The organism is Schumannella soli (assembly GCF_006517435.1).
GTDB classification, from domain to species: domain Bacteria; phylum Actinomycetota; class Actinomycetes; order Actinomycetales; family Microbacteriaceae; genus Schumannella; species Schumannella soli.
The window spans coordinates 354,149-381,034 of record NZ_VHQG01000001.1 but is presented as its reverse complement, the minus strand read 5'-3'; the positions used below and the strand labels follow the sequence as shown (position 1 = coordinate 381,034).

General features: G+C 71.0%; 26 protein-coding genes. 7 read left to right on the top strand and 19 right to left on the bottom strand.

Features of this window, described 5'->3' with window-relative positions; genetic code table 11:
* The 10 genes from FJ657_RS17530 to FJ657_RS01665 form a co-directional block, all read right to left on the bottom strand.
* Positions 1–939 (bottom strand): DUF222 domain-containing protein (locus FJ657_RS17530; RefSeq protein WP_369407399.1); only part of this gene is annotated, 939 nt, incomplete at its 3' end.
* 537 nt (positions 940–1,476) lie between these two features.
* The gene (locus FJ657_RS01705; RefSeq protein ID WP_141161956.1) at positions 1,477–1,683 is read right to left on the bottom strand and encodes a hypothetical protein; all 207 of its coding nucleotides are present in this window, start codon (positions 1,681–1,683) and stop codon (positions 1,477–1,479) included.
* A 9-nt stretch (positions 1,684–1,692) separates the two neighbouring features.
* Positions 1,693–2,205: a metallophosphoesterase family protein gene (locus tag FJ657_RS01700; RefSeq protein ID WP_141161955.1), complete on the bottom strand. Its 513-nt coding sequence runs from the start codon at positions 2,203–2,205 to the stop codon at positions 1,693–1,695.
* Between the two features lie 121 nt (positions 2,206–2,326).
* Positions 2,327–3,454, bottom strand: coding sequence for a M20/M25/M40 family metallo-hydrolase (locus FJ657_RS01695; RefSeq protein WP_141161954.1), 1,128 nt, complete (start codon positions 3,452–3,454; stop codon positions 2,327–2,329).
* Between the two features lie 191 nt (positions 3,455–3,645).
* Positions 3,646–4,401 (bottom strand): IclR family transcriptional regulator, encoded by a 756-nt coding sequence (locus tag FJ657_RS01690; protein ID WP_141161953.1) that lies wholly within the window; start codon positions 4,399–4,401, stop codon positions 3,646–3,648.
* A gap of 9 nt (positions 4,402–4,410) precedes the next feature.
* Positions 4,411–5,592: a pyridoxal-phosphate-dependent aminotransferase family protein gene (locus FJ657_RS01685; RefSeq protein ID WP_141161952.1), complete on the bottom strand. Its 1,182-nt coding sequence runs from the start codon at positions 5,590–5,592 to the stop codon at positions 4,411–4,413.
* A gap of 38 nt (positions 5,593–5,630) precedes the next feature.
* Positions 5,631–6,566 (bottom strand): ABC transporter permease, encoded by a 936-nt coding sequence (locus FJ657_RS01680; protein WP_141161951.1) that lies wholly within the window; start codon positions 6,564–6,566, stop codon positions 5,631–5,633.
* Complete coding sequence (locus tag FJ657_RS01675; RefSeq protein ID WP_141161950.1) at positions 6,563–7,681, bottom strand: putative B6 ABC transporter permease subunit 2; 1,119 nt, start codon at positions 7,679–7,681, stop codon at positions 6,563–6,565. Before FJ657_RS01675 ends, FJ657_RS01680 begins: the two co-directional genes overlap by 4 nt.
* A complete protein-coding gene (locus FJ657_RS01670; RefSeq protein ID WP_141161949.1) occupies positions 7,671–9,269 on the bottom strand; it encodes a putative B6 ABC transporter ATP-binding protein in 1,599 nt (532 codons plus the stop codon). Before FJ657_RS01670 ends, FJ657_RS01675 begins: the two co-directional genes overlap by 11 nt.
* Before the next feature lie 102 nt (positions 9,270–9,371).
* The gene (locus FJ657_RS01665) at positions 9,372–10,457 is read right to left on the bottom strand and encodes a putative B6 ABC transporter substrate-binding protein (RefSeq protein WP_141161948.1); all 1,086 of its coding nucleotides are present in this window, start codon (positions 10,455–10,457) and stop codon (positions 9,372–9,374) included.
* 188 nt (positions 10,458–10,645) lie between these two features.
* Here FJ657_RS01665 and FJ657_RS01660 point away from each other — a divergent pair, with 188 nt between their 5' ends.
* The 4 genes from FJ657_RS01660 to FJ657_RS01645 all read left to right on the top strand — a co-directional run bounded on the left by FJ657_RS01660 (position 10,646) and on the right by FJ657_RS01645 (position 14,427).
* Complete coding sequence (locus tag FJ657_RS01660; protein WP_141161947.1) at positions 10,646–11,161, top strand: hypothetical protein; 516 nt, start codon at positions 10,646–10,648, stop codon at positions 11,159–11,161.
* Positions 11,162–11,261: 100 nt separating this feature from the next.
* A complete protein-coding gene (pldA, locus tag FJ657_RS01655) occupies positions 11,262–12,020 on the top strand; it encodes a 4-pyridoxolactonase (RefSeq protein ID WP_141161946.1) in 759 nt (252 codons plus the stop codon).
* A gap of 61 nt (positions 12,021–12,081) precedes the next feature.
* Entirely contained in the window at positions 12,082–12,816 is a 735-nt protein-coding gene (gene pldH, locus FJ657_RS01650) for a pyridoxal 4-dehydrogenase, SDR-type (RefSeq protein WP_141161945.1), read from the top strand.
* A gap of 3 nt (positions 12,817–12,819) precedes the next feature.
* On the top strand, positions 12,820–14,427 hold the full coding sequence (locus tag FJ657_RS01645) for a GMC family oxidoreductase (protein WP_141161944.1): 1,608 nt from the start codon (positions 12,820–12,822) through the stop codon (positions 14,425–14,427).
* Positions 14,428–14,506: 79 nt separating this feature from the next.
* Here the strand turns inward: FJ657_RS01645 and FJ657_RS01640 are convergent, their stop codons facing one another.
* The 6 genes from FJ657_RS01640 to FJ657_RS01615 form a co-directional block, all read right to left on the bottom strand.
* The gene (locus FJ657_RS01640; RefSeq protein WP_141161943.1) at positions 14,507–14,962 is read right to left on the bottom strand and encodes a YbhB/YbcL family Raf kinase inhibitor-like protein; all 456 of its coding nucleotides are present in this window, start codon (positions 14,960–14,962) and stop codon (positions 14,507–14,509) included.
* Between the two features lie 32 nt (positions 14,963–14,994).
* A complete protein-coding gene (locus tag FJ657_RS01635; RefSeq protein ID WP_141161942.1) occupies positions 14,995–15,846 on the bottom strand; it encodes an alpha/beta fold hydrolase in 852 nt (283 codons plus the stop codon).
* On the bottom strand, positions 15,846–16,778 hold the full coding sequence (locus FJ657_RS01630) for a 3-hydroxyacyl-CoA dehydrogenase NAD-binding domain-containing protein (RefSeq protein WP_141161941.1): 933 nt from the start codon (positions 16,776–16,778) through the stop codon (positions 15,846–15,848). Before FJ657_RS01630 ends, FJ657_RS01635 begins: the two co-directional genes overlap by 1 nt.
* A gap of 104 nt (positions 16,779–16,882) precedes the next feature.
* The gene (locus FJ657_RS01625) at positions 16,883–17,644 is read right to left on the bottom strand and encodes a class II aldolase/adducin family protein (protein WP_141161940.1); all 762 of its coding nucleotides are present in this window, start codon (positions 17,642–17,644) and stop codon (positions 16,883–16,885) included.
* Between the two features lie 56 nt (positions 17,645–17,700).
* The gene (locus tag FJ657_RS01620; RefSeq protein WP_141161939.1) at positions 17,701–18,291 is read right to left on the bottom strand and encodes an amino acid synthesis family protein; all 591 of its coding nucleotides are present in this window, start codon (positions 18,289–18,291) and stop codon (positions 17,701–17,703) included.
* A 47-nt stretch (positions 18,292–18,338) separates the two neighbouring features.
* Positions 18,339–19,490: an FAD-dependent oxidoreductase gene (locus FJ657_RS01615; protein WP_219995839.1), complete on the bottom strand. Its 1,152-nt coding sequence runs from the start codon at positions 19,488–19,490 to the stop codon at positions 18,339–18,341.
* Between the two features lie 327 nt (positions 19,491–19,817).
* Between FJ657_RS01615 and FJ657_RS01610 the strand changes: the two genes are divergently transcribed.
* Genes FJ657_RS01610 through FJ657_RS01600 form a run of 3 tightly spaced genes read left to right on the top strand, consistent with a single transcriptional unit; the run spans position 19,818 to position 22,583 of the window.
* Positions 19,818–21,029, top strand: a complete 1,212-nt coding sequence (locus tag FJ657_RS01610) for a 3-oxoacyl-[acyl-carrier-protein] synthase III C-terminal domain-containing protein (RefSeq protein ID WP_141161938.1) — start codon at positions 19,818–19,820, stop codon at positions 21,027–21,029.
* Positions 21,026–21,736 carry an iron-containing redox enzyme family protein gene (locus FJ657_RS01605; RefSeq protein WP_141161937.1) on the top strand — a complete coding sequence of 237 codons (711 nt, stop codon included), beginning with the start codon at positions 21,026–21,028 and terminating at the stop codon, positions 21,734–21,736. Before FJ657_RS01610 ends, FJ657_RS01605 begins: the two co-directional genes overlap by 4 nt.
* A gap of 1 nt (position 21,737) precedes the next feature.
* A complete protein-coding gene (locus FJ657_RS01600) occupies positions 21,738–22,583 on the top strand; it encodes a DUF6999 family protein (RefSeq protein WP_141161936.1) in 846 nt (281 codons plus the stop codon).
* A 39-nt stretch (positions 22,584–22,622) separates the two neighbouring features.
* On the opposite strand, the gene FJ657_RS01595 is transcribed toward FJ657_RS01600, so the two are convergent.
* From FJ657_RS01595 to FJ657_RS01585, 3 genes are all read right to left on the bottom strand, one after another.
* A complete protein-coding gene (locus FJ657_RS01595; RefSeq protein ID WP_141161935.1) occupies positions 22,623–25,454 on the bottom strand; it encodes an AbfB domain-containing protein in 2,832 nt (943 codons plus the stop codon).
* 194 nt (positions 25,455–25,648) lie between these two features.
* Entirely contained in the window at positions 25,649–26,254 is a 606-nt protein-coding gene (locus FJ657_RS01590) for an alkylhydroperoxidase domain protein (RefSeq protein WP_141161934.1), read from the bottom strand.
* Positions 26,254–26,862, bottom strand: a complete 609-nt coding sequence (locus FJ657_RS01585) for a CMD domain protein (RefSeq protein ID WP_141161933.1) — start codon at positions 26,860–26,862, stop codon at positions 26,254–26,256. Before FJ657_RS01585 ends, FJ657_RS01590 begins: the two co-directional genes overlap by 1 nt.
* Between the last annotated feature and the right edge of the window lie 24 nt (positions 26,863–26,886).

Sequence of the window (26,886 nt, the reverse complement as noted above, 5' to 3'; positions counted from 1 at the left end):
GCGGCGGTGCGGCATCCGGGGAAGCGGCAGTGCTGGTCGCGAGCGCGCAGGTGCCGGCGCTGCGCCCAGGCAGGTCGGTAGCTGTCGACGGCGGTGACGGTTCCGGTGATCGGGTCGGTGAGGATGCGCGTCAGCGAGGGCGCGTTCTTCGCGAGCATCCTCGCGGTGTCCGCGTCGATCGGCGAGCGGCCGATCAGGTCGGCGGGGGGAGTCGCCCTGGCCGACGAGTGCGAGCGCGGGGACGACGACCTGCACCTGCGCGCGGATCGCGCCCAGCGTGCCCTCCCGGTCGCCATGCCGTGTCGGGTCGAGGGCGGGGGTGCCGGCGAGCAGGAGATCGGCGAAGACGTCGGCAAGGATCTGATCGATCCCGCGCTGATCCTTATCGCGTTCCGCGGTGCCGAAGGTGTTTTCCTCGGCGGAGCTCCCGTCGGCGACGGATCCTGCACCAAGAGAGCCCGAGCCCGACCTGAGGTCGCGGGCGTCTTTGACGGTCTGCCCCATGCGGGTGAGACGGTCGAGGATCGCGTCGCCGACCACCATCGGAACCGTCGCGACGAGATCGCACATCCCGTCCTGCCCCGGGTACACGCGCACGCACCGCGCCCGGGCGGCATCCTCGTGTCGTTCGGTGAGGGTTCGGGCGGTGAGCTGCTCGGCGTAGATCTCGAGACCGGCGCGCACCCGGTTCGGGGTGTCGGTGAGGCTGCGGGCGAGGGCTTCGGCTTCGAACTCGGCCCGCCGCTCGACCGGCACGACCCGTCCTGTGGCGACGATGACGTTCATGTGACCGCGGCTGATCAGGCCCGCCTCCCACGCATCCAGGGCGTTCGGGTAGTGCTCGACCATCTCCCGGGCATCGCCGATGCGCGCCTGCACGGTGCGATCGGAGAGTCGCAGCACCCCGCCGAGCTCCGCCGCGACCGACCGCAGCGCCATCTCGTGCGCCCGCACACTCGCCCGCGACCCCGCCGCCTCCAGCTCGGCGAACGTGCCGGCGTCGGCGAGCATCCGCACTTCCGCGACCTGCGCCGCGCACACCCGCGCCGACACCACTTCGGCCCGTGAGACGAGACCCTCGAGCATGACCGAGCGCACGGCGTCATCGCCGCCGCGGTCACCGCCCCGGTCTGTCGTCGTGGCCCTCTCCATACCCACACGATGACATCGACCACCGACATCCGTCGGGGCAGGATGAGAGATCAGAACTGCAGTTCAGACGCGTGTTTCACGGCACGATCCACTGACATTCGATCGTCCGGTCTCGACCCTGCTCGGCGCGAGCTTCACGCACGACTCACCGACATCAGATGCCGCTTTCGAGCGCGCTCCGCGGCACGGCGACTGCGTACCCCACCGACATCTTGAAGCGTCGACGAGGAGACCGTGCCGCACGGCAGACGGCGACACCTTCGCCTCCTCGCTCAGACGCATCCGCGATCGCTCTGTCGAGGTGATCGTCGATCGTGCTGCCCGTCACTCCCGCCCGAAGCGCTCCGCGTTCGCGAACCAGATCGGGCACATCGCGGCGCCGGCCAGCAGCACCATCACGATCCAGCCGGTCTTCTGGTCGCGGCTGATGCGCGGGTGACGCACGATGTCGCGGATGGTCACCGCCTCGACGGCGACGATCAACAGCAGGGCGACGCCGAGGAGCGCCCAGAGCACCGGATCGGGGATCACCCGCCGAGGCTACCGAGCCGGCCGCGCCGGCAGCCGCACGAGCTCCACGTCGCGCAGCTCGCCCGCATCCACCGTCGCGGTCATGAACGTGCACTGCGGTTGGCGGCGCCGGTCGGTCGGCGAGCCCGGGTTGAGCAGGCGCAGGCCGCTCGGTGTCGTCGTGTCCCAGGGGATGTGGCTGTGGCCGAAGACGAGCACGTCGGCGTCGGGGAACGCGGCGTCCATCCGCGCCTCGCGTCCGCCTGCGGCGCCCGTCTCGTGGATGACCGCGAACCGCACCCCGTCGATCTCGCGCCGCCCGATCTCGGGCAGCCGCGCGCGCAGCTCGGGTCCGTCGTTGTTGCCCCACACGCCGAGCACCTCGCCGCAGCTCTCGAGCAGGTCGAGCGTGGCCGCATCCACCCAGTCGCCGGCGTGCACGATCAGGTCGACCTGGCGCGCCGCGGCGAGCACCGGGTCGGGCAGGATGCGCGCCCGCTTCGGCAGGTGCGTGTCGGCGACGAGCAGCAGGCGGGTGGGCACGAGGCGACGCTAGCGGGGGCGGCCGACGGATGGCTCACGCCGACCGACGGGCCGCGGCGGCGGATCGCGCACGGAACCGGCCCGCGACGACGGATCGCCGGAAGCCCCGCGACGCGTCCGTTCAGTCCGCGCGCCGCGACAGCCGCGGCACGGCCAGCGCGATCACGCCCGCGATGTCGGACGCGATGCGGCGCCCGTCGTCGCCCGCGAACTCGTGGGCGCCCCGGTCGGTGTGGAAGCCCCAGCCGCCGTCGCGTCCGACGCCGACGAGCGCGGCCGGCACGCGCTGCGTCACGTCGCCGAAGTCGGTCGCGAAGGGCAGCGGCTCGGGGTCGAGCACCGGATCGCGTCCGGCGGCGCGGAAGGCGTCGGCGACCGTCGCGGCGACGTCGGCGTCGTAGCGGATGGCCGAGATCGCGGCGCCCGCGGTCCACTCCGCTCCGGCGAAACGCGCCCGCACGGCGGCCGACGACGACTCCAGCTCCGCCTCCGTCTCGGCGAAGAGCAGCAGGCGGATCGTCATCGTGAGCCCCGCGCCCTCCTCCACGTCGCCGTCGAGCACGGCGGTCTCGATCATCACGCGCCCCGGGTCGGAGTCGGCGCTCAGCGCCGCGAGCTCCCGCAGCGCCGCGATCGGGGCCGGGTCGGTGTCGGCGCGCAGGGTGCGCCCGCCGGAGATCACGGCGGTCTCACGCCGCATCCACAGCGATGCGGTCCAGATGGTGTCGAAGAACTCGGGGTGCGGGTAGAGCGCGACGTCGATGTCGTCCCAGACGCCGGCGCGGGCGGTGGCCCCCTTGCCGCTGCCGTGCTCGCGGGTGCCGGGAGAGTGGATCTCGTCGGCGGGGCAGCCGACGACGACGAGTCGCCCATCCCAGTGCTCGCGCTGCGCGGCCAGGGCGAGCGCGGCGCCGACGACCCCGGCCGACTGCGGACCGTGCCCGCAGGAGTGGATCGGCGCGGTCGTGCCGTCGGGCAGCTGCGCCGACACAGCGTCGTAGACCGCGATCACGCCGACCGTGCGTCCGGGGCCCGCGCCGTCGATCTCGGCACGGAACGCGGTCGGCATCCCGGCGATGCCGCGCTCGACCCGGAACCCCGCCGCCCCGAGCCGATCAGCCAGGTGCGCGGAGGCGAGGTGCTCGGCGTGCGCCGGCTCGGGATGCTCGGTGATGAAGGCGATGGTCGCGTCGCGATCGTCGCTCTGGTCGGCGATCGCGGCGAGCAGCGCGGTGTCGAGCTCGGTCATGGCGGGTCCTCTCTCAGGCGGTGGCGGGGGGAGCTGGCGGAGCGGGCGGCTGGCGGAGCGGGTGGAGCGGGCGGAGCGTGGAGCCGGCGGAGCGGATCGGGGCAGGACCAGGCGTCGCGCGGGCACGACGAAGAAGCGCCGGACGGCGCCAGGGGGAGACAGCATCGGCGGGCCGACCCCGCCGCCTCGGCTCAGCTGTCGCCGGCGATGAGCTCCTCGAGGTCATGTGCCGCCGCGCGCACCGCGGAGCCGATCTCGGCGCGCTTCTCGGCCGAGACCCGATACGCCGGCGCGACGACCGAGATCGTCCCGAGCAGGGCTCCGGGAGCGTGCACGGGAGCCGCGCACGCCCACACGCCCTCGTCGACCTCTCCCTCGCTCTCGGCGTAGCCCTCGTTGCGGATGCGCTGCAGATCGCCCAGCAGTCGCTCGCGCGCCGCGGCGGGCAGCGGCGGCTGCAGCCGGTCGAGGTAGCGCGCGCGCTTCGCGTCGGCGTAGGCGGCGAGCAGGATCTTCGCCCCCGCTCCGGCGACGAGCGGCATCAGGTGTCCCGGCTGGAACGAGATCGAGATCGCGTGATCGGACTCGGCGATCGCGAGGCACACGGCAGCGTCGTTGACGCGGCGCAGGTACAGGGCCGTCTCCCCGACCCGGTCGCGCAGCGCATCCAGGATCGGCTGCGCCTCGACGCGGTAGTCGAGCGTCGTCTCGGCCGCCTGTGCGAGCTTGATGATCTGCGGCGAGAGCACGAAGACGCCCTTGCTGCGCTCTTCGATGAGCTGCAGCTCGCGCAGCAGCGAGATGTAGCGGTAGGCGCTCGGCACCGAGATCTCGTGCAGTTCGAGCACCTCGTCGATCGTGAGCTCGGGCTTGCTCTCGCTGAACTGCAGCAGGATCTGCAGTGCACGACGGGCGCTGTCGACTCCCTTGGTGCGCTGGATCGCCATGCTCTCCCCTTACTCTCGGCCGGATCGATCGGATCCGGCGTTGTCGCTGAGCACCGCGAGTACTGCGGCCGCTCCGCTTCCGATGTCGACGCCGACGCCGAGGTCGGCCAGCGCGCGCCCGAGAGCGGCGATCCCGATCACCGGGTGAAGCCCGCTCGCCGTCGAGCCCATGTGGGCGATGCGCACGAGGTCACCGGCGCCCTGCCCGCTCGACATCAAGACACCATAGCGGCGGTGTGCGACGCGGCACAGGTGGTCGGGGTCGATGCCCTCGGGGATGTGAACCGCCGTGACGACGGGCGCCGCGATCGCGTCGTCGTCGGCCCAGAGCCGGAGTCCGAGCGCGCGCACTCCGGCGCGCACCGCGGCGCTCGCGACGGCGTGACGGCGGGCGGCCGCGTCGAGACCCTCCCGCAGTAGCTCGTCGAGCGCCGCGTCGAGGGCGAGCCAGTCGCTGGGCGAGGGGACGTAGGGGAAGGAGCCGCCCTCGAGCCAGCGCTCCTTCCAGTCGAGCAGCGACAGGTACGAGCCGCGCGGCGCGGAGGGGTTCGCGCCCAGCGCGGTCCAGGCCCGTTCGCTCACGCTGAGCAGCGACAGTCCCGCGGTGCCGCCGAGCACCTTGTGCGGCGCCGACACCGCGACATCCCAGCCCCAGGCGTCGGCGTCGAACGGCGTCGCGCCGAGGGCCGCGACTGCGTCCACCAGGGCGAGGGCGCCGTGCTCGCGGACGACCGCGCCGATCCCCTCGAGGTCGCTGACGGTGCCCGACGGCGTCTCGCAGCCGACGGCGCAGACGAGCTCGATCTCGGGATGTGCGGCGAGCGCGTCGGCCACGGCCGACGGCGGCACCGCCCGGTCGTAGGGCACGCGCACCTCGTGCACGACCGCGCCGAACTGCTCGAGCCAGAGGCCCATGTAGTGCCCGAACACGCCCTGCACGAGGTTCAGCACGGGCATGCCCGGTCGCACCAGTCCGCGGGCGGCGGCCTCGAGCCCCAGCACCGCCTCGCCCTGCAGCACGACCACGTCGCCCGCGGCGCCGAACAGCTGCCGCAGCATCCCCTCGACCCGGCGCACCAGTTCGACGAATGCGGGATCGTCGGGCGACAGCGCCGGCCCGGCGAGCGCCGAGCGCACGGCCGCTGGATACGGCGTCGGACCTGCCGTCAGCAGGAGATCGGTGTCGTGCATCGTCACACCACGGCCACTCGTCACCCGAGCCGGCCGGCTCAGCGAGCGCCTCGCGTGTAGGGGGCGCCGAGCGCGGGTGAGATGTAGACGCTGCGGGCGAAGACGACGAGCACGATCATGACCGCGAGGTACGGCAGCATGCCGATCACGTCGGTGGGGATGTCGAGGCTGGTCAGCTGCAGCACGGTGCCGAGCGCGACGGTCACGCCGTAGAGCAGCGACACCAGCGCGACCCAGAGCACGCGCCCGCGGGCCAGCATCGTCACGATGATCGCGACGTAGCCGAGGCCGTTCGTCATGAACGGGGTGAACGCCCCGGTCGCGAACACGGCGAGGTAGGCGCCGCCGAGGCCGGCGAACGCGCCGCCGAGGAGGGCCGCCTGCGAGCGGGTGCGCATGACGCTGCCGCCCGCCGCGTCCAGCGACGCCGGCTTCTGCCCTGCCGCGCGGATGCTGAGGCCCCAGTTCGTGCGTCGCAGGAAGAAGCCGACCCCGACGACGAGTGCGACGGTCACCCAGAAGAACCCCGGCTGCGAGAACAGCGACGGCCCGATCACGGGGATGTCGGAGAGGCCCGGGATCTTCAGGGCGCCTCCGGTGTCGGCGCGCGGCGCGGTCTTCGAGTAGAGCTGGTCGTAGAGCACGCTCGTGATGCCGCCGCCCGCGAGCGTCACCGCGATGCCGAGCACGATCTGGTTGAGGCCCAGCCACACGTTCAGCACGACGATCACGAGCGAGAGCGCCGCCCCGGCGAGGGCGCCGACGAGCATGCCGAGCCACGACGATCCGCTGCTCAGCGTCGCCACGTAGCCCGCATAGCCGCCGACCAGCATCATGCCCTCGATACCGAGGTTCAGCACGCCCGACTGCTCGCCGATCGTCTCGCCGAGGGCGGCGAGCATGAGCGGCACCGTGCCGACCAGGCAGCCGACGATGAAGGTGATCAGGAAGGCGGGACTGAGCAGGTCGATCATGCTGCGCTCCTCGAGGCGAGACGGGCGAAGGGGATGCGCACCGTGTTCTTGAGCTCATCCGGCAGGTAGCTCTGGCCGAGCCGCCGCTTCGTGCCGACGTACTCGGTGATCGTCATGAAGATGAGGATGAGCGCCACGATCACGCTGAGGAAGTCGACCGAGAGCCCGGTCTGCTGCGACGCGATCGTGCCGCCGGTCGCGAACACCGCGTAGAAGGCCACGAACGGGATCGAGCCGACGGGACTCAGTCGGGCCAGGAAGACGAAGGGGATCATCGCGTCGCCGTAGTGCGGGTTCCAGTTGCTGCGCAGGTAGCCCCACTCGCCCATCATGTCCATCGCGGCGCCGAGCCCGATGAGGCCGCCGCTGATGACGAACAGCAGCACGATCATCCGCTTCGACGAGATGCCGACGTGCCGCGCGGCCTTCGGGCTCGCGCCGAAGACGTCGAGCCGCAGGCCGAAGGACGTGCGGCTGAGGATGACCTGGAAGACGATCGCGACGACGATCGCGACCACGAAGCCGACGTGCACCTGCGTGCCGGGGATGAACGGCAGCATGTCGGCGATGGGGATCTCGCTGGTCTGCGGGGTGTTCAGCTCGGGGTCCTGGAAGACGTTCTCGATGAGGATGTTCGTCAGCCCCGCGCCGATCGTCGACATGACCAGGGTCGTGATGATCTCGTTCGTGCCGAACCGCGCCTTCAGCCAGGCGGGCACGAGCGTCCACACCGCGGCGGTCGCCGCCCCCGCCACGGCCAGCAGCAGGTAGGCGAGCGCCGCGGGCAGCGTCTTCAGCGCCCAGGGTCCGATCCCGGTGACGACGACGGCGGCGAGCAGGTACTGCCCGGCCGAGCCGAGGTTCCACAGCTGACCGCGGAACACGACGATGAGGCCGACCGCGATGAGCAGCAGCGGCGCCATCATGACGAGGCTGTCCTCCCAGTTCGTGCCGCCGATGCCGTTCTCGACGATCGCGCCGTAGAAGACGAAGGGGTTCTTGCCGAGCGCGGCGAGGATGATGCCTCCCGCGATCAGCGCCAGCACGACCGGCAGCACCGATCGCACGACGGTCTCGACGATGCCGCGCACGCGGCCGCTGCGCTCACTCGCCATCGTGGTCGCCTCCGATCATGAGCTCGCCGACCTTCTCGGCGGTGGTGGGGCCGTCGTTGACGACGACGCCGAGGATGCGCCCGCGGGAGATGACTCCGATGCGGTGCGAGAGCTCGACCAGCTCGTCGAGCTCGGTCGAGATGAGCAGCACCGAGCCGCCGCCGGCGGCGAACTCGGCGAGCAGGTCGTGCACGAGCCGCACGGTCTTGAGGTCGAGGCCGTAGGTGGGCTTGTTGACCACGACCACGTTCGCGCCGCCGCCGAGCTCGCGCGCCAGCAGGATCTTCTGGATGTTGCCGCCCGACAGCGTGCCGGCGCGGGTCGCGCTCGAGGGGGTGCGGATGCCGTATTCGGCGATGAGGTTCATCGCCTCGGTGTCGACGGCTTCGCGGTCGATCTGCCCGAACCGCCAGAACGGCGCCTGGCCGATCCGCTTGAGCATGAGGTTGAGGGCGACGCTGAGCGAGCCGACCGTGCCCTCGTGCAGCCGGTCGTCGGTCACGTAGCGCAGTCCCCGCGTCTGCCGCCCGCGCACGCCGAGCCCGGTGACGTCGACGTCGTCGAGCGTGACGGCGCCGGAGGCGGCCGGTCGCTGACCGGCGACGACCTCGGCGAGGGCGGTCTGTCCGTGCCCGTCGATCCCGGCGATGCCGAGGATCTCGCCGGCGTGGATCTCGAGGTCGATGTCGTGCACGACCGCGTCGAGCGTGCTGCCCGCGGTGGAGACGCCGCGCAGCGCGAGACGCACGGGGCGGGTGGCGAAGTCGACGGCCTCGGTCTCGCGCTCGGCCTCGGTGGCCCCGGCGAGCTCGGCGGCCTCCTCGAGCCCGCCGGCGGCGGCGAGGTCGTCGCCGAACATCGCGGTGAGGATGGTGCGCTGCGCCTCCTGCTCGCTGAGCTCGGCCATCCGCTCGGTCGAGATGTGCCCCACGTTGCGGCCGGCGCGCAGCACGGTGACGCAGTCGCCCATCGTGTACGCCTCGCGCAGCTTGTGGGTGATGAACACGATGCCGAGGCCTTCGGCGGTGAGCCGCTCGACGCTCTCGGCGAGGCTGTCGATGGCCTGCGGGGTGAGCATCGAGGTGGGCTCGTCGAGGATCAGCAGGCGCGTCCCGGTCCACATCGCCTTCGCGATCTCGACCTGCTGCTGCTGGCCGAGTCCGAGGTCGCTGGCGTGCGCATCCGGATCGATGCGGGCTCCGAGCAGGCCGGAGAGCTCGTCGAGCCGGGCGATGGCCCTGGCGCGGTTCTGCAGCAGGCCGCGCTCGCCGAGCATGAGGTTCTCGATCACGGTCAGCGCGGGCACGAGGGTGGAGTGCTGGTGCACGACCCCGATCCCGAGGTCCATGGCCGCCTTGGGCGATCCGATGCGCACGGTCTCGCCGTCGAGCTCGATGCGACCGGAGTCGGGCGACTGCAGGCCGGCGAGGATGCTGATCAGGGTCGACTTGCCGGCGCCGTTCTCGCCGAGCAGGCAGTGCACCTGGCCGCGCTGGATGTCGAGGGAGATGTCGTCATTGGCGATCACCCCCGGGAAGGCCTTGGTGATGCCGCGCAGGGCGATCAGGGGAGGGGCGGGCTGGTCCATCGGACTCCTCGGAGCAGAGGGCGGGCGCTGCCGGGCGCCCCGGGTGGTGGATGCGGCGTGGTGCCGTGGGGCGGACGGCCAGGCGCCGTCCGCCCCACGGGGTCATTTCTGGTCGTAGAAGGCGTCGAACTCCTTCTTGGTCTTCGTCTTCTCGACCGTGATCGATCCGTCTTCGATGCCCTTCTTGGCGGTCTCCACCGCGGCGTCGATCTCGGCGGTCATGTTGTCGGTGTCGGTGAGCGAGATCCCGCCGTTCGGCACGTCGAGCGTGTAGAAGTCCTGCGCGAAGGTGCCGGCCTCGACATCCTTGACGGCCTTCTCGATCGTCTTGCCGAAGTTCCAGCTGACGGTGGTGAGGATCGTGCTCTTGTCCTTGACGAGCTCGTCGACGCTGCCGATGGTGGCGATGTACTTCACCGGGGTGGCGGCTTCCTCGACGGCGGCGACGTAGCCGACGGTGGCGCCGTCGCCGAAGCCGATGATCACGTCGGCGCCGGCCGCGATGACCTGGCTGGCGACCTTCTTGCCGCCGGCCGAGTCGGCGTAGCCGGCCGAGCCGATGTAGGCGACGACGATCTTGATCGACGGGTCGACGCTGCGCACGCCCTGCACGAATCCGCCCGACATCGTGTACCAGTTGATGTCGTCGGCCGACGAGACGATGCCGACCGTCTTGGTCTTGGTCGTCATGGCGGCGGCGATGCCGGCGAGGTAGGCCCCCTGCTGGGCCTCGAAGGTGATGACGCCGACCTTGCCCTTGACCATGGCCTTCTCGTTGGTCACGGCGAGCATCGGCACGCCGGTGGAGGCGTTGGCGCGGTCCGCGGCGGTGGAGAACCCGCTCGCGTGGGCGATGACGAGGTCGTTCCCCTTCTTGGCGACCTGGGTCAGGATCGTCTGGGTGTTGTCGTAGCCGACGTTGTCGTTGATGTCGGCCTTGATGCCGAGGGAGTCGGCGGCTTCCTTGACGCCGGCGAGCCCCTGCGCGTTCCAGCCGTGGTCGGCCTCTGTCTCGGGCGCGACGATGGCGATCTGCTTGACCTCCCTGCCCTTGCTGTCGTCGGTCGAGGCGCTGTCCCCGCGGGTGGCGCAGGCGCTGAGGCCCGCTGCGAGTGCGGTCATGGCTCCGATCGCGACGAGTCGCGTGGCCGTCCTCCGCAGGGGGCGCATCTGTGTGGTGCTGCTCATTCCCGGGTTTCCTCTCGTGCCCTGGGCCGTGCGCCTGCATCCGCACGGGCGCTGTGGGGGTGTTTCTCACAATGTGCAGGTTGCGGGAGACAGTATGAGAGGATTCGCGCACTGTCAACGGGTCGACCCGAGCGTTTACACCCGCGAAATCTGCGCTCGCGTTGACTGTTCCCGAGAGGGGGTCGCCCGTGCGATCTGCTGTTCCGGTTCTCGCGCTCGCCCTGGGCGCCGTCTCGCTGCTGCTGCTCTCGGCGTGCGCGCCGGGCTCGGGCGCCTCCGTCGCGGCGGCGAGCTCATCCGCTCCGCACGCCGCCGCGTCGGGCACGTCCTCGCCCGCGGCCGCCCCGACGCCGGCAGCCTCCACCGGGGCGAGCGACCCCGCCGACATCCGGGCGCTCGAGCAGGTGCGCGCCGCCGCGATCTCGAGCTACGGCGAGGGCGGCGATCCCGGCGCCGTCGACTGCTGGACGCCGTCACGTCACCTCGTGACCGGCGCCGACAGCGCGACGCTGTTCCGCATCATCTGCCGCGTGAACTACACCGAGGCCGACGCGACCGCGCGCTGGAAGGACATGATCTGCATCGGCGACTTCGCGCTCGACCCGATGCTCGAGAGCTGCTACCACTGGGCGCCGTACTCCGACATGCCGGAGTACGGCGATGGGGCCCGCCTGGAGTCCGCGCCGACCGTGCCGCTCGGCTGAGCTCTCCGCGCATCACCGTCGCGGAACTCTTGACAGCTGAAAATCGGTTCTCATATGGTGATCGACAATTCACGCAGGATGAGACGCGAAGGGTGATCCCATGACCGACCCGAAGGTGCACCTCCTCGACGGGGGAACCCTCGTCATCGACCACTCCGAAGTGTTCTGGCACATCGACCCGGGCACGCCCGTGCGGTTCCCGGTCTACAGCGTGCTCGTCGAGCATCCGGATGCCCTCATCCTCTTCGACACCGGCTTCGACCTCGACCACGTCAACCGCGTGCTGCCCTTCGAGCTGCCCGAGCAGACCCCCGAGCAGACCATCCCCGCCCAGCTCGCCAAGGCCGGCTTCACGCCCGGCGACGTCGACATCGTCGTCAACTCGCACTTCCACTTCGACCACGTCGGCGGCAACAAGCACCTCACCAACGCGCGCACCCTCGTGCACACCGAAGAGCTGCGGCACGCGAAGGTGCCCGAGCCCTTCGAGCGCCTCGGCTACTCCGACCTCTCCTTCGACCACGCCGACGTGAAGTACACGCCGGTCTCGGGCGACTTCGAGATCGTGCCCGGCGTCTGGCTCTTCGAGACGCCCGGTCACACGATCGGCCACTACTCGCTGCTCGTCGAGATGCAGAACGAGCCGTCGATGCTGTTCGCCGGCGACGCCGCCTACACGCACGCGACCCTCGAGAAGGAGATCATCGGCGGCTTCCACCTCGACCCCACCGACTCGGTCGCGTCGATCCGCCGCCTCAACTACCTCGCCCGCACCCGCGGCGCCGACATCTACCCCTCGCACGAGCTCGAGCCTTTCCTGACCTGGAAGCTCGCGCCCGAGTTCTACGGCGGCAGCTGACCCGAGCCGCGGAGCCGCGCGCATCCCGACCCCGATCCACCCGAGCAGGAGACACCGGAGCATGACAGAGACAGCGAAGCGCGTGGCCATCGTGACGGGCGCCGCCCAGGGCATCGGCGCGGCGATCGCCGCCGAACTCGCCGGCGAGGGCCACCAGGTCGTCGTCGCCGACTACAACGCCGCGGGCGCGCAGGCCGTCGCCGAGCGCATCGGCGGTCACGCCGTGACGGTGGATGTGAGCGACGCCGACCAGGTCGCCGCCCTCGCCGCGGAGGTGATCGAGCGCTTCGGGCGCATCGACATCCTCGTCAACAACGCGGCCCTCGTGCCCTTCATCGAGTGGAAGGACATCACGTTCGACGAGTGGCGTCGGGTCATGTCGGTCAACCTCGACGGGCTGTTCCTCGTGACCCGCGCCGTCAGCGACGAGATGGCGAAGGCCGGCTACGGCCGCATCGTCAACATCGCCTCGAACACCTTCGTCGCCGGCACCCCGAACTGCGCCCACTACGTCGCGACCAAGGGCGCGTCGATCGGGTTCGTGCGCGCCCTCGCGGGCGAGCTCGGTCCGCAGGGCATCACGATCAACGCCGTCGCCCCCGGGCTCACCGAGAGCGAGGGGGTGCTCGCCGGTCCGCACGCGGCCGGATTCGACTACGTCGTGCCGGCGCAGGCCTTCGACCGTCGCGGGCTGCCGCAGGACATCGCGCCCGCCGTGGCCTTCCTCGCCTCCGAGAAGGCGGGCTGGATCACCGGCCAGACTCTCGTGGTCGACGGCGGCCACACGCGGAACTGAGCCGTGGAGGAGCTGCACGCCGATGTCGTCCTCGTCGGCGGCGGATCGGCGGGCTGCGTGCTCGCCGCGCGTCTGAGCGAGGATCCGGCCCGCCGGGTCGTGCTCATCGAAGCCGGCACGCGCATCACCGACCCCGACGTCGACCGGCCCGAGCTGTGGCCGTTCATCCAGAACCGCAACTACGACTGGGCCTACCGCACCACACCGCAGACGGGTACCGCCGGGCGCGTGCACGAGTGGCCGCGCGGGCGCGGGGTCGGCGGATCGAGCAATCTGCACGCCATGGCCCATATGCGCGGCGACCGCCGCGACTTCGCCCGCTGGGCAGCGGAGACCGGCGACCAGCGCTGGTCGTGGGAGGGGCTGCTGCCCGCATTCCGCAAGCTGGAGACCGCCGACCGCGCCGATGGGGCGACCGCCGACGCCGACTGGGATGCGGTGCACGGCTCCGACGGCCCGCTGCCGGTGCTGCGGCCGACCGGAGAGAGCAGTCCGCTCGTCGTCGACTACCTCGCCGCCTGGCAGGGCCTCGGCGTGCCCGGCATCCCCGACCACAACCACGGCGACATGGTCGGTGCGACGCCGAACTCGCTGACCATCCGCGACGGCCGCCGCGTGACCGCGTCCGAGGCGTACCTCGACCCGGCGCTCGGGCGGCCGAACCTGACCCTGCTCGACGGGGCTCAGGTGCATCGGCTCGTGCTCGACGGATCCCGTGTGGCGGGCGTCGCGGTGACCCGCGACGGGCGTGACCTGCTCGTGCGCGGTGACGCGGTCATCCTCACCGCCGGCTCGATCGGCGACCCGCTGCTGCTCATGCGCTCGGGCATCGGCGATCCCGCCGTGCTGGCCGCCGCGGGCGTCGGCACGACGCTCGCGAGCGCGGGCGTCGGCGGCAACCTGCACGACCACCTGCTCGGCGCCGGCAACCTGTACCGCGCCCGCCGCGAGGTTCCGCCGACCCGCCTGCAGCTCTCGGAGGCGATGACCTACCTGCCCGCCGACGGTCCCGCCGCGATCGCGGCCGATCGTTCGAGCGGGCCCGGACCGGATGTCGTGATCGGCTGTGTCGTCGGCCCCTCCGCCTCGGAGGTGCTCGCGCCGCGCCTGCCCGCGATCCCAGCCGGCGGCGCCTACACGCTGCTGTTCGGCGTCACGAACCCGACGAGCCGAGGATCGCTGCGCATCACCGGGCCCGATCTCGATGACGCGCCCGTGATCGAGCCCGCCTATCTCACGACGGCGCACGACCGTGAGACCTTCCGCCGTGCGCTCGAGCTCGCGCGCGAGGTCGGCGCCGCGCCCGAACTCGCCGACTGGCGGGCGGAGGAGATCCTGCCCGGTCCGGGCGTGCGGTCCGTCGATGAGCTCGACGCCTTCATCGCGGAGGCCGTCATCACCCACCACCATCCGGTGGGCACCCTGCGCATGGGCGCCGACGAGTCCGCCCCGGTGGATGCCGCGCTGCGGTTCCGCGGTCTCGACAACCTGTGGGTGGTCGACGGTTCCGTCATCCCGTCGATCACGGCGGGCCCGGTGCACGCGGCGGTGCTGGCGATCGCGGAGTCGTTCGCCGAGTCGTTCGCCGAGTCATCCGACCCTGCGCGCTGACCGCGGCATCCGGCACGCAGAAAGCGCACGCAGAAGGGCCCGGGCGGGATGCCCGGGCCCTTCTGCTGCTCTCACGCCATCAGCTCGAGTAGGTGCCGACCGTGCGCGCCTGCTCGATGATCGCGTCGCCGTAGTCGGCCAGGAACTCCTCGCGGCTCGGGTCGCCCTCGACGGGACGATTCAGTGCGTAGAGCCAGAAGAAGTAGTGGTGGGTGCCGTGACCTGCCGGCGGCTGCGGGCCGTACCAGACGGCGGCGCCGCCGCCGTTGGGGGCCACGTGGACACCCGGCGCCGTCACGTCGACGCTCGTCGCGTCGGCCGGGATGCCGTAGACGACCCAGTGGGTGAAGCCGTTCGGCAGCGGAGCGTCGGGGTCGTTGCAGATCAGCGCGAACTCGACCGTGCCTTCGGGGGCGCCCGCGATCGCGAACGCCGGGGTCTCGTTGCCGTGGTCGGCCGCGAAGCGGTCGGGGATGCGCGAGTCGTCGCCGAAGGCGTCGCTCGTGATCGCGAGCTTGTCGATGAACAGGGCCATGGGGTGTCCTTCTCTTCCGGTGTCGTTCGGTGTCAGTCTGTGGAGGCGGTGGCGCGCAGCATCCGCCCGATCTCGGCCGCGACGAGCGCCGGCAGCTCCTCGGGCACGTAGTGATCGGCGTCCTCGGCGTCGACCCAGCGGTCGCCGGGGCGCGCCGCCTGCGCCGCGAGCCAGGCGGCCGGGCTGACGACCCGGCTGTCGACGCCGCGGATCGCGGTCATCGGCTGTGTGACGGCGTGGAACTCGTCCTCCCACGGCGTACGCAGCCCGTCGACGAGCTGACGCAACGCGTCGGGGGCGGCGAGCGGATGCCAGCCGTCGGCGCCGAGGGCGTAGCCCCAGGCGGCGCGGCGGGCGACGGCGTCGTGCGGCATGCGCGGGTAGCGCTGCTGCAGGTAGTGCTCGATCTCGGACGGATCGCGGAACACCCGGTCGCCGCCGGCGACGCGCACCTGCAGGTCGTCGAGCACCTCCGTCTCGACCCACGGCGTGTAGTCGACGGCCACCACCCCGGAGACGCGCTCCGGCGCGCGCGACGCGAGCACCCAGGCGTTGCGGGCGCCCATCGAATGCCCGGCGACGATCGCCCGGTCGATCCCGAGCGCATCCAGCACCGTCAGCACGTCGTCGGCGAAGTCGTCGCCGCCGTACCCCGAGGCGGGCTTGGAGCTGCGGCCGTGGCCGCGCTGGTCGAGCGAGATCACGGTGGCCTCGCCGGCCAGCTGCTCGGCGATCGGCTGCCAGACGGCGTGATTGGCCGAGGTGCCGTGCAGCAGCACGACGGCGGGGCCGCGGCCGCGCACGCGGAAGGCGATGTCGACGCCGTCGACCGCCCCCCGCGTGCGCTGCAGGCCCTCGTCGAGCCGCTCGAGCTCGACCGTCATCACACCGGGGTCGTAGCCGAGAGCGCCTTGCGCACGGCGACGAGCCCGGCCACGATGTCGGCGCGCTTCGCGTCGACATCGCCCTCGGCGTAGTCGTACATCCCGCCGCCCGACTTGAAGCCGAGGCGCCCGGCGGCGATCGACTCGGTGATCACGCTCGGGGTCTCGGTGCTCGCATCCAGCTCCTTGTTCAGGTAGCTCGAGACGCTCTGGTAGATGTCGAGACCGGCCATGTCGAGCAGTCGCATCGGACCCACGACGGCGAGCTTGTAGCCGATGCCCCACTTGACGCAGGTGTCGAGCGCCTCCTGCGTGACGATGCCCTCCTGCACGAGCGCGACGCATTCCCGCAGGATCGCGTAGAGCACGCGGTTCTCGACGAAGCCGGCGATCTCGTTCTCGATCACGGGGTGGTAGCCGAAGGCCTTCACGATCTCGACGAGGCGGTCGGTGACGGCGGCGTCGGTCGCCTCGCCGGGGATGACCTCGATCATCGGGATGAGGTGCGGCGGGTTCGACCAGTGCATGCCGATGAAGCGGCCGGGAGTGCCGAGGGCCTCGCCCATCGTCGTGATCGGGATGCCCGAGGTGTTGGTCGCGATGATGACGTCGGCGCCGACCAGGCCCTCGATCTGCGCGAGCACCGACTTCTTGAGCTCGAGCTTCTCGGGCACGGCCTCGATGACGAACTCGGTGCCGTCGAGGGCGACGGCGATGTCGCTCGAGAACGACACGGAGCCGCCGGGGGCGGAGTCGCCGCCGATCTGGTCGAGCACCGACGCGGCGAACGCCGTGCTCTTCTCGGCGCGGGCGAGGGCCTCGTCGCTGATGTCGTAGACCCGCACCTGGGTGCCGGCGCGGGCCAGCGTCGCGGCGATTCCCGGTCCCATGGTTCCCGAGCCGATGACGGTCGCGATGGCGGGGAGGCTCATGATGGTGCTCTCTTCCTTGTCGGGTGGTGCGTCGTGGTGTCCTGGGTGGTGCTGAGGTGGTGCGGCCGGAGCGCCCCGGGCCTGTCGGGCGGGCGCATCCGAGCTCAGATCGGCTGGATGCCGATGCCGTTGGCCTCCTCGATGCGGTCGAGCTTGCGGTTGAAGTACTGCCAGTAGTTGCGCTGCGCCTTGGGCGGATAGATGCGGTTCCGCTTCTCGACGCTCTCGGCGTGGTCGGGCAGCTCGAAGGCCGCGCCGCTCGCGGCGAGGTCGAGCTGGAAACGGCACGCCCACTCGAGGAAGATGCCGGCGAGCATCGCCTCGGCCACGTCGTCGCCGACGAAGGCGATGCCGTGGTTGCGCAGCAGGATCGCCTCCGCATCCCCCAGCTGCTTCGCCACCTCGACGCCGAGCTCGATAGTCGTGACGATGTGGCTGGTGTCGCTGAAGCGCGGCACGCCGTGCTCGGCGAACCAGACGCCGTGGTTGTTGTAGGGGCCGAGTTCGAGGTCGGTCGCGCCGAACACGGTCGAGTGGTGGGCGTGCGAGTGGCCGACGACGGTCACGTCGGGGCGGGCCCGCATGATCTCGGCGTGCAGCGGCCACTCGAGGTGGCGCAGCCCCTGCCCCTCGAGCACGTTCCCGTCGAAGTCGATGAGGATGAAGTCGTCGCCGACGACCTCCGACAGCGCGAGGTTGCCGCGCTTGAGCCAGAGTCCGCGCCCGAAGGGGTCGCGGAACGAGAGGTGGCCCATCGACATGTCGCCGTGGCCCTCCAGCTCGAGGATGCGGTGAGCCCGCGCGACGTCCGTGAGGATCTGCGCGATCGACTCGTCGTCCTGGTAGTGACCGGGGGTGTAGCTCATGATGTCCTTCCGGTGGTGCCGTGCCCCGCCGGCGGAACCGGGCGGGGCGGGCGGGGTCAGAGTCGGGCGAGCGCCTCGTCGCGGGTGAGTCCGCCGACGCGGTGGTGGATGCGGCCGCGGCTGGAGACCGCGACGCAGATCATCAGCTCGCCGGGTCGGGGCGCGTCGGGGACCGTCACCGTGACGGCGTCGTAGTGCGACCGTACGTAGAGCTCGTCCTTGAACGCGAGAGGGATGTCGAGCGAGGTCCCGGCTGAGGCCGTCTTGGTCGCCGACGAGATCCATGCGGCGCCGCCGCCGACGGCGTCGCGGAAGGCGTCGCCGAAGGTCGTCGTGATGCACGCGACAACGTGATCCTGGTCGCCGTCGACGCCGGCGATGCCGCCCTTGCCGTAGCCCTCGACCGGCCGGCCGCCCAGCAGCGCGACGGCGCGGTCGCCGAGCGCCGTGCCGAGGCTCGCGCTCGGGGCGGTCAGCGGCGACAGGTCCTCGACCCACTGCCCGGCGAAGGGGTTGGCGATGATCACGCCGACCGCCGCCTTCACGAGCGGCTCCGCCTCGACGGGGCCTCCCTCGTGGTGCACCTCCTGCACGAACCCGAACCACTCCCGCACGCGGTAGTAGGGGTCGATCTCGTTCTCGGCCATGCTTCTCTCCTCGTTCTCGGTCGCGCGCCGCGTCGGCGGGGTCGCGCTCAGCGGGTCCGCGCCACGTCGTGGCGGCGCGGGTCGGTGGGGTCGTAGAGCGTCGTCTCCATGACGTCGCCGGTGAACTGGCCGCCCTGCGACATGCCGCGGGTGTCGGCGTAGTCCTGCGAGCGCTCCTGGCAGCGGTCGGTGTACGGCCGCTCGAGCCGCTCCCACTCGGTCAGGGCGTCGGGCAGGTCGCTCGCGGATGCGGCGGTGGCCGCCTCGGCGAGCGTGTAGGCGTTGACCATGGCGCAGCCGGCGCCCTGCGCGAGCGCGGGGCACATGGCGTGGGCGCTGTCGCCGATGAGCGCGACGCGGCCCTGGGTCCAGTGCTCGAGCCGCGTCGTCGAGTAGCCGTAGTACCGGCCCGGCGTGACCGCGGCCTCGCGCAGCACCGGCGCGAGCTGCGGGTGGATGCTCGTCCACAGGTCGAGGTCGATCGGCACCCGCGACCCGTCCTCGTCGGCGGCGGGCGCCATGAGGGCGATGTAGAGCTCGCGGTCGTTGGCCGGCGTGTAGAGCACGCGCAGCACGCGCGGCTCGAAGTTCCAGAAGTCGATCACGTTGTCCCACTCGGTGTCGGGCTCGATCGCGGCGAGCTCCTCCTTGTGGCGGCCGACGAGGAAGCGGGTGATGCCGTCGCGCGACCCCTGGCGGTCGTAGTCGATGCCGAGCGAGTCGCGCACGGCGGATCCCACGCCGTCCGCCCCGACGACGAGGTCGGCTTCGAGCTCGCTGCCGTCGCGGAGACGCAGCGTGCCCGTCTCGGTCGCGCCGACGACCTCCGAGCCGGCGACGACCTCGGCGCCGGCCGCGCGGGCCGCGTTCAGCAGCACCGAGTGGAGGTACGGGCGTGTCATGGTGCGCCAGGCGATCCCGTCCATGCCCTCCTGCGAGACGATGCGGTTCTGCATCCGGGTCTCGTAGTAGGGCGGTCGCATCGAGCCGGCGTTGAGCTCGTCGGTGACGCCGAGCGAGTCGAGCACCGTGAGAGTGTTCTGCCAGAGCACGATGCCGGCGCCCTCTTCGCGCAGCTTCTCGCCGCGTTCGTGCACGCGCACCGACCAGCCGCGCTGTGCCAGCGCGACGGCCGCGGTGAGTCCGGCGAATCCTGCGCCGGAGATCTCGGCGTGCCGAGTGTGTGTCGTGTCGCTCATCCCTGTCCGTATCTCCCGGGTGTGAACGGCTGGCCTGGATGACCGTCCCCACGTTTATTAGATAATGCGAAAGCATTATCGCAAGACGCAAGAACATTACGTCGCATGAGGGTGCTCGCCGTCAAGGGGGAGGGCGCAAATCGGCCGCGACGAAACACGGGTTTTACATCGGCGGATCTGCGGCGCGGACCCCGCGCTGGCTCGTCCGGGGCTCGGGCGGGCCCCATTCCGACCGCGTTATCCACAGATCCGGGGTGCCCCCGAACTCTGCACAGATCGGGGCTGGCGCTGACCGCGACGGGGTCGCGCATCCCTATCGTCAGCCGCATGGCGTCACTCGCGACCGCGTATCTCACCGGCTTCGGCAGCTATCTGCCGGGGCCGCCCGTCGGCAACGACGAGATCGCGTCGCGACTCGGCGGAACGGATGCGGTGACCGAGCGCATCCGGCGCCGCATCCTCGAGCAGAACGGCATCCGGCAGCGGCACTACGCGCTCGACGCCGACGGCGAGCCTACCGAGCTCAACGAAGAGCTCGCGGTGAACGCCCTCCGCGCCGCCCTCGACGACCGCGGAATCGATGCCGTTGACCTGCGCATGCTCGCCTGCGCGACGACCATGGGCGACGTGCTCGTTCCGGGCTTCGCGTCGATGGTGCACGGCCGGCTCGGAGGTGGTCCGATGCAGACGCTCAGCGCCTCGGGTGTGTGCGCGTCGAGCCTCGCGGCGCTCGACGCGGCGGTGAGCAAGGTCCGGCTCGGCGACCATCCCCGCGCCGCGGTCGTCGGCTCGGAGCTGCCGAGCCGCAGCCTGCGTGAGCGGCGCTACGAGGGCATCCGCGCCGGGATGGATGCGCACTTCCTGCGCTGGATGCTCTCCGACGGGGCCGGCGCCGTCATCGTCGAGTTCCAGCCGCATCCCACCCGCCTGTCGCTGCGCGTCGACTGGGTGCGCCAGGTCTCGCTCGCGCACGAGCATCCGGTCTGCATGCGCGCCGGCATGAGCGGCGCCGAGGCCGAGGCCGGCGGCACCTGGCAGGACTGCGCGATGGGCGAGGCGGATGCGGCGGGCATGTTCCTGCTGCGGCAGGACGTGAGCATGCTCGACGAGCTCGCCGAGGCCGGGATCGCGCAGTTCGAGGAGCTCGTCGACACCGGGCTGGTGGATGTGCGCCACCTCGATCACGTGATCTGCCACTACAGCACCAACGTCTTCCGCGACGTCGCCTTCGAGGCGCTGCGCCGCCGCATCCCGAGCCTCGACACCGACCGCTGGTTCTCGAATCTCGAGACGCGCGGCAACACCGGCTCGGCGAGCATCTTCATCGCCCTCGAGGAGGCCTGGCGCACGCGTGACTTCGCCCCCGGCGAGACGATCCTTCTCGCCGTGCCCGAGTCGGGGCGCTTCTCCTTCGCCTTCGCTCACCTCACGGTCGTCGCGCCGCAGGCGTCCGCTCCGCCGGCGTCCTCTCTACCGTCCTCTTCGTCCTCGTCCGCCCCCTCGTCCACCACGTCAGCCTCGTCAGGAGCTCGCGCATGACCCTCGCCGACAGCAGCATCGACAGCACCACCGACAGCAACGCCGCCGACATCCCCGCCTCGCTCTTCGAGCGCCTCGCCGGCGTCTGGGCGACGCTCGAGGAGCGACTGGATCGGGTGCCGATCCTGCAGCGCCTCGCCGACGGCACCGTGACCCTGCACGACTACCAGCGGCTGCTGTTCAACCTGCGTCAGCAGGTCATCGACGGCTCGCCCTGGATCGCGCGGGCCGCCTCCAACTTCGACGTCGAGCATTTCGAGCTGCGGTCGGCCGCGATCCGGCACGCCGAGGAGGAGCACCGCGATCACCTCATGCTCGAGCGCGACTACGTCGCCGTGGGCGGCTCGCTCGCCGAGCTGCGCGCCGGGCGCAAGAACCTCGGATCGGAGGCGCTCTCGGGCTACCTCTTCCACTACGCCGACCGGCCGAATCCGGCGGGACTGCTCGGCGCGATGTTCATCATCGAGGGCCTCGGCGCCCGCCGTGCGGCGGAGTGGGCCGCGCGCTTCCAGGAGGTGCTGGGCCTGGCCGACAACCAGGTGCACTTCATGATCTACCACCAGGAGGCCGACGGTCAGCACACCGGCGACATGGAGGGGATCCTGACGTCCGGCCTCATCGACGCGACCACGGCGGATGAGATCGTGCGCTGCGCCGAGGTCGTCGCCCGGCTCTACGCGCTGCAGCTGGAAGAGCTGGACAACTGAGGTGACCGCGCCCGTGCTGTCGGATCCGGACATGTGGGATGCGGTCTACGCCGATCCCTCGGTGCCGCTCGACCGCGAGCTGCTGCGCAAGATCGTCGTCGACCAGCAGCGGCCGTCGCGGCGCTGGCTGCATCCGATCGCCCGGGTCGTGTCGCGGCTCGTCGTCGGCGTCGTGTCGGCGCTCAAGCGCATCCTGCCGTTCCGGTGGATGCCGCTCGGCATGATGGACGTGCTCTGCGTGTGGTTCCTGCGCCGCTTCGTCGATCCCGACGCGGTCGAGCTGCTCATCCGCCACTTCGTGATCGAGACGAACGTCGTCAACTTCGTGATCAGGAACACGGATGCGCGCATCGACCCGGTCACGCTGCGGCCGACGGCGCTCGCCGGCCTCGGCGATCACGCGGTCGTCGAGCACGACATCAACGTCTACGACGTGCTGATCGCCCTCGACGGCGCGCCCGTCACCGCGCGGCCGCGTGCGCAGCTCGATTTCCAGCAGCTCGACATGCCCGAGCTCGACCCGGAACGGTACCGTCGGCGCCCGCTCAAGCTCGACATCCAGACCGCGCTCTGCTTCATGAACATCCCGTTCTCGATGGCGCTGTCGCTCGAGGAATACCGGCGCGCGGTGCACTCGATGCGCTTCGACGACAGCTTCCTCGAGATGCTCGCGCTCATCACCGACGACGACACCTTCCGACACTGGAAGATCGGCGGGCTCAGCCTCTGGCTCGACTCGAACGTCGACGTGCCGCGCACCGTCTACCGCCACGCCCTCATCTGCGAGTACGCCCACGCGCACCTCGTGAAGCTCGCGGCGGAAGCCGGAAGGCCCGCCCGCGCTTGAGCGCGCGACGGGGCTTCCGGTCTCGAACCGGAGTTCAGATCACGGCGCCCACGGGGCCGCGATCGTCCAGCTGCTGTCCGCGGCGAGAGCCTGCGGCCGGTCGAACCCGCTCGAGCCCGCCCCGCTCGCCCGCCAGACGCCGGCGTCGAAGTGCCGCACGAACGAGCCCGCGAAGTTGTACGACTCGAGGCTTACGCCCGTGTTGTTCAACCCGGGTCGCGCGCACCAGGTCGCGTCGGCCCGCATCAGCGCCGTGCCGTCGTCATTCGCGATGCGCAGCCGGCTGTCGGCGTGCCGCAGGAACCGGCCCGGGTAGTTGACCGACTCGAAGGAGTAGCACGACGAGTCGGCGAGGCCGCGGCGGATCGTGAAGGTCGCATCCGCCTTCAGCGTCGCGCTGCTGCCGCCGTCGACGACCTCGGTGCTGGCGAGATCGTTCGCGTGCCGGACGTAGCGGTTCGTCAGACCCCAGGTGGTCGCCTGCAGAGAACGCCGCGCATCCACCGGCAGCTGCACCGAGCTGCGCCAGAGCGCCGCACCGCTCACGTCCCAGGTCGCGTCGGCGGCGAAGCCAGTCGCCGTGTCCCAGGCGTTCGCGCCGCCGCTGCGCGCGAGGTACACGTTCTCGGCGTAGTGGCGCAGGTACGAGCCGGGGAAGTTCAGCGACTCGAAGGAGGTGCCGCCGGCCGCGAGCCCGGTGCGGGCGCACCAGGTCGCGTCGGCCGCGAACGACCCGCCGGTATCGGAGTCGATGCGCACCCGGCCCGCCGAGTGACGCAGGTACTTGCCCGGGTAGTCGACCGACTCGAAGGAGTAGCAGCGCGCATCCCCGAGGCCCGCGACGGTGCGGAACGACGCGTCCTGCCGGGCGACGTCGGCGCTCGCCGTCGAGATGACGTCGGTGCGTCCGAGGGAGTCCGCGTGGCGCAGGTACCGGTCGGTGTAGCCCGGCGTCGTCACCTTGAACGAGCGCGTGTGACCCACCGTCAGTTGCACGGGCGAGTTCTGGGCCCGGGATGCGGCGATCAGGTCGGCGTGCGCCGCGCGCAGCAGATTCGTGTCGACCTTCTGCACGCGCCGGTCGTAGGTGAAGAGGCCGTTGTACTCGCCCTCCACATCCGTGATCTCGGTGTACACGTACGCCGAGACGCCCTTCGTCGTCATGAGCTGCTTCACGTCGCGCACCATGCCGGTGTAGCGGTCGTTGAGCTGCGCGGCGCTCGACATCTGCTCGTAGGCGAAGAAGTTGCCGTCGCGACTGTACTCGTGCCCCGGCGTGCGGAGTCCGAGCCCGCCGAACTCACCCAGCACCGACACCCGCGTCGAGGTCGGGAGGGGCGCATCCGGCCCGGTGTAGATGTGCCAGTCGAGGATGTCGCCCGTGTTCGGGTCGCCCTTCGAGTCGCAGCAGTTGTAGCCGCTGTGCGCGTTGAGCAGACGACTCGGGTCGTACTGCTTGAGAGAGCTCGCGACGCGGGTGGTGTCGGCGAGGTTCCACTCGCCCCAGCCCTCGTTGAACGGCACGTAGGTGATGACCGCGGGCGAGAAGCGGTGCTCGTCGATGATCTCGCGGGCCTCCGACTCGAACTCGGCCGTCTGCGCCGCGGTGCGGTTGTGCTCGAAGGCCTGCGTCGAGGGGATGTCCTGCCAGACCAGCAGCCCGAGCCGATCCGCCCAGTAGTACCAGCGCGCCGGCTCGACCTTGATGTGCTTGCGCACCATGTTGAAGCCGAGGTCCTTGTGCTTCTGCAGGTCGGAGGCGAGCGCCGCATCCGTCGGCGCCGTGTAGAGCCCGTCGGGCCAGAAGCCCTGGTCGAGCGTGCCGATCTGGAAGACGAACTGCCCGTTGAGCGTCGGCCGCAGCACGCCGTTGATCATCTTCGTGCCGACCTCGCGCATGCCGAAGTAGTTCACGACCTGGTCGACGTTCGCGCCCGAGGCGTTCTTCAGCGACACCCGCAGGTTGTAGAGGAAGGGGTCGTCGGGCGACCACCACCGGGCGTTCGGCACCGGCACGGTGAACTCGGTGAAGCCGCCGGAGGCGGTGCCGACGACGGTCGTGCCGTTCATCGCCTCGGCGAGCACGCTGTACCCGGAGACGTTGCCGCGGGTGAAGACCTTCACCTTCGCGGTGCTGTTCTGGATGTTCGGCGTGATGTCGACGGAGTAGATCGAGGATGCCGCGGTCGGCTCCATCCAGACCGTCTGCCAGATGCCCGACGACGGCGTGTAGAAGATGCCGCTGGGGTTGTTCACCTGCTTGCCGATGGGCTGCTTCTCGCCGCGCCCGTCGGTCGGGTCGTAGACGCGCACGATGATCTCGTTGCTGCCGGAGCGCAGCGCCGAGGTGATGTCGGTCTCGAAGCGGTCGTAGCCGCCGCGGTGGAAGGCGACCTGGGTGCCGTTGACCCAGACGGTGGCCTCGTAGTCGACGGCGCCGAAGTGCAGCTGCACGTTGCGGCCGCTCCAGCCGGCGGGGACCGTGAAGGCGCGACGGTAGAACATGAGGTCGCGGTTGTCGTTGCGCTGGATGCCCGACAGGGCCGATTCGATCGGGTACGGCACGAGCACGCGCTCGGGCAGGGTCTGGCCGATCGGCGGGGCGGCGTTGCGGTTGACGCTGCCGTCGGCGGCGGTCGCGGGGTTGAGGAACTCCCACTCGCCGTTGAGCGACTGCCAGTCGGGGCGAGTCATCTGCGGGCGGGGGTATTCGGGCAGGGGGTTCGTGGTCGAGACCTGGGAGGTCCAGGGCGTGGTGAGCGGTGGGGTCTTCGGTGTGATCGCGGCGACGGCCGGGGTGGCCGCGGCGATCGCGATCAGGCTCGCGGTCGCCGCGATGGCGGCGACGACGGAGCGGGCGTGCTTGAGCATGGTGTGTCTCCCGAACATCGTTGGTCGAGGGGCGATGTGCGCTCATCAGACCGTGCCGGGGCATAGCGCGTCAATAGGTTTTGCACATGTTTTTGAAACATGAGGGACGCGCAACGAGAAAGAGCCCCGTGGCGGTCCGCCGCGGGGCTCTCTCAGGGATCGATCGAGGTCGTTCGGGGACGCCTCGCCGCGCCTCAGCTCGCCGGCGGGGTCGGCTCGCCGAGCGACAGCATGAGCCGGTTCGCCCAGTTGAAGAACGCGGCGCCGTGGATGACGTCCGCGATCGCGAGGTCGTCGAAGCCCGCGTCGCGCAGGGCCTGCACGTGCTCGGGGCCGAACTCGCCGGGCGTGCGGGTCAGCGCGGCCGAGGCGTCGATCACGGCGCGCCAGGCCGCATCCGGCTGCTCCGCATCCACGCCGCCGTCGAGCAGCGCCTGCACCTCGTCGCCGCGCTTCGACTTCTGGGTCGCGAAGCGCGAGTGCACCGAGGCGCAGAAGATGCAGCCGTTGACGCGCGAAGCCGTCGTCGCCGACAGCTCGCGCAGCGCACGCGGCAGCCCGCCCTTCTCGTTGTAGAAGATGTCGTTGTCGGTGCGGGTGCGGGCGCCGAGGATGTCGGGGTCGCGCACCAGCAGCCGGAAGTAGTCGCTGTTCGCGCGGCCCTTGTCGGTGAGCCCGGTCCAGTGGCGCTCGGTCAGCTCGTCGATCGGGAAGGGCTCGAGCCACGGCACCCAGCCGAGGTTCTCCTGCGTGAACTCGACCGGCTCGGTGTTCTCGGGGCGCAGCACGCTCTCGCTCATCACAGGGCTCCCTTCAGCACCGTGAGACCCGCGACGACGCGGGACTGGAAGGCCAGGAACGACACGAGCTGCGACAGCGTCACGATGCCCGTCGTCGACCAGCCGGCGTCGAGCAGCGCCTGCAGGGCATCCTGCGAGGCATCGCGCGGACGGTAGGTCAGCAGGTGGGTGTGCGCGAGCGCCGCGGCGAGACGCCCTCCGGCGACGGAGGCGAGCGCGTCGCTCGGCGTCCAGTGCAGACCGTCGACGTTCTCGACCGACAGCGGACCGGCCGGGAAGTCGCCGTAGGGGCCGACCGTGACGGCATCCTCGAGCGCGACATCGAGCGCGGTCGCGAGGGCGGCGCCGTCGACGGCGCTCGCACCGGCGGGCTCCGCCGCGAGCAGCTCGCGGTAGTAGCCGGCGGTGGGGCTCTGCGTCAGCGCGACGGCCCAGTAGGCGACGGCGCGGCGCTCGAGCTGCGACACCTGGGTGAGGTCGTCGGAGTCGAACAGCGCGTCGAAGCTGGCCTGGGCGTTGGCCTTCGCGTCGGGACGCTGTCGGCGCACGGCGTCGAGGCTGTCGCCCTCGCTCACGCCGACCAGGTGGTCGATGACATCGGCGGTCATGGGGTCCTCTCGAGGGGTTCGGTC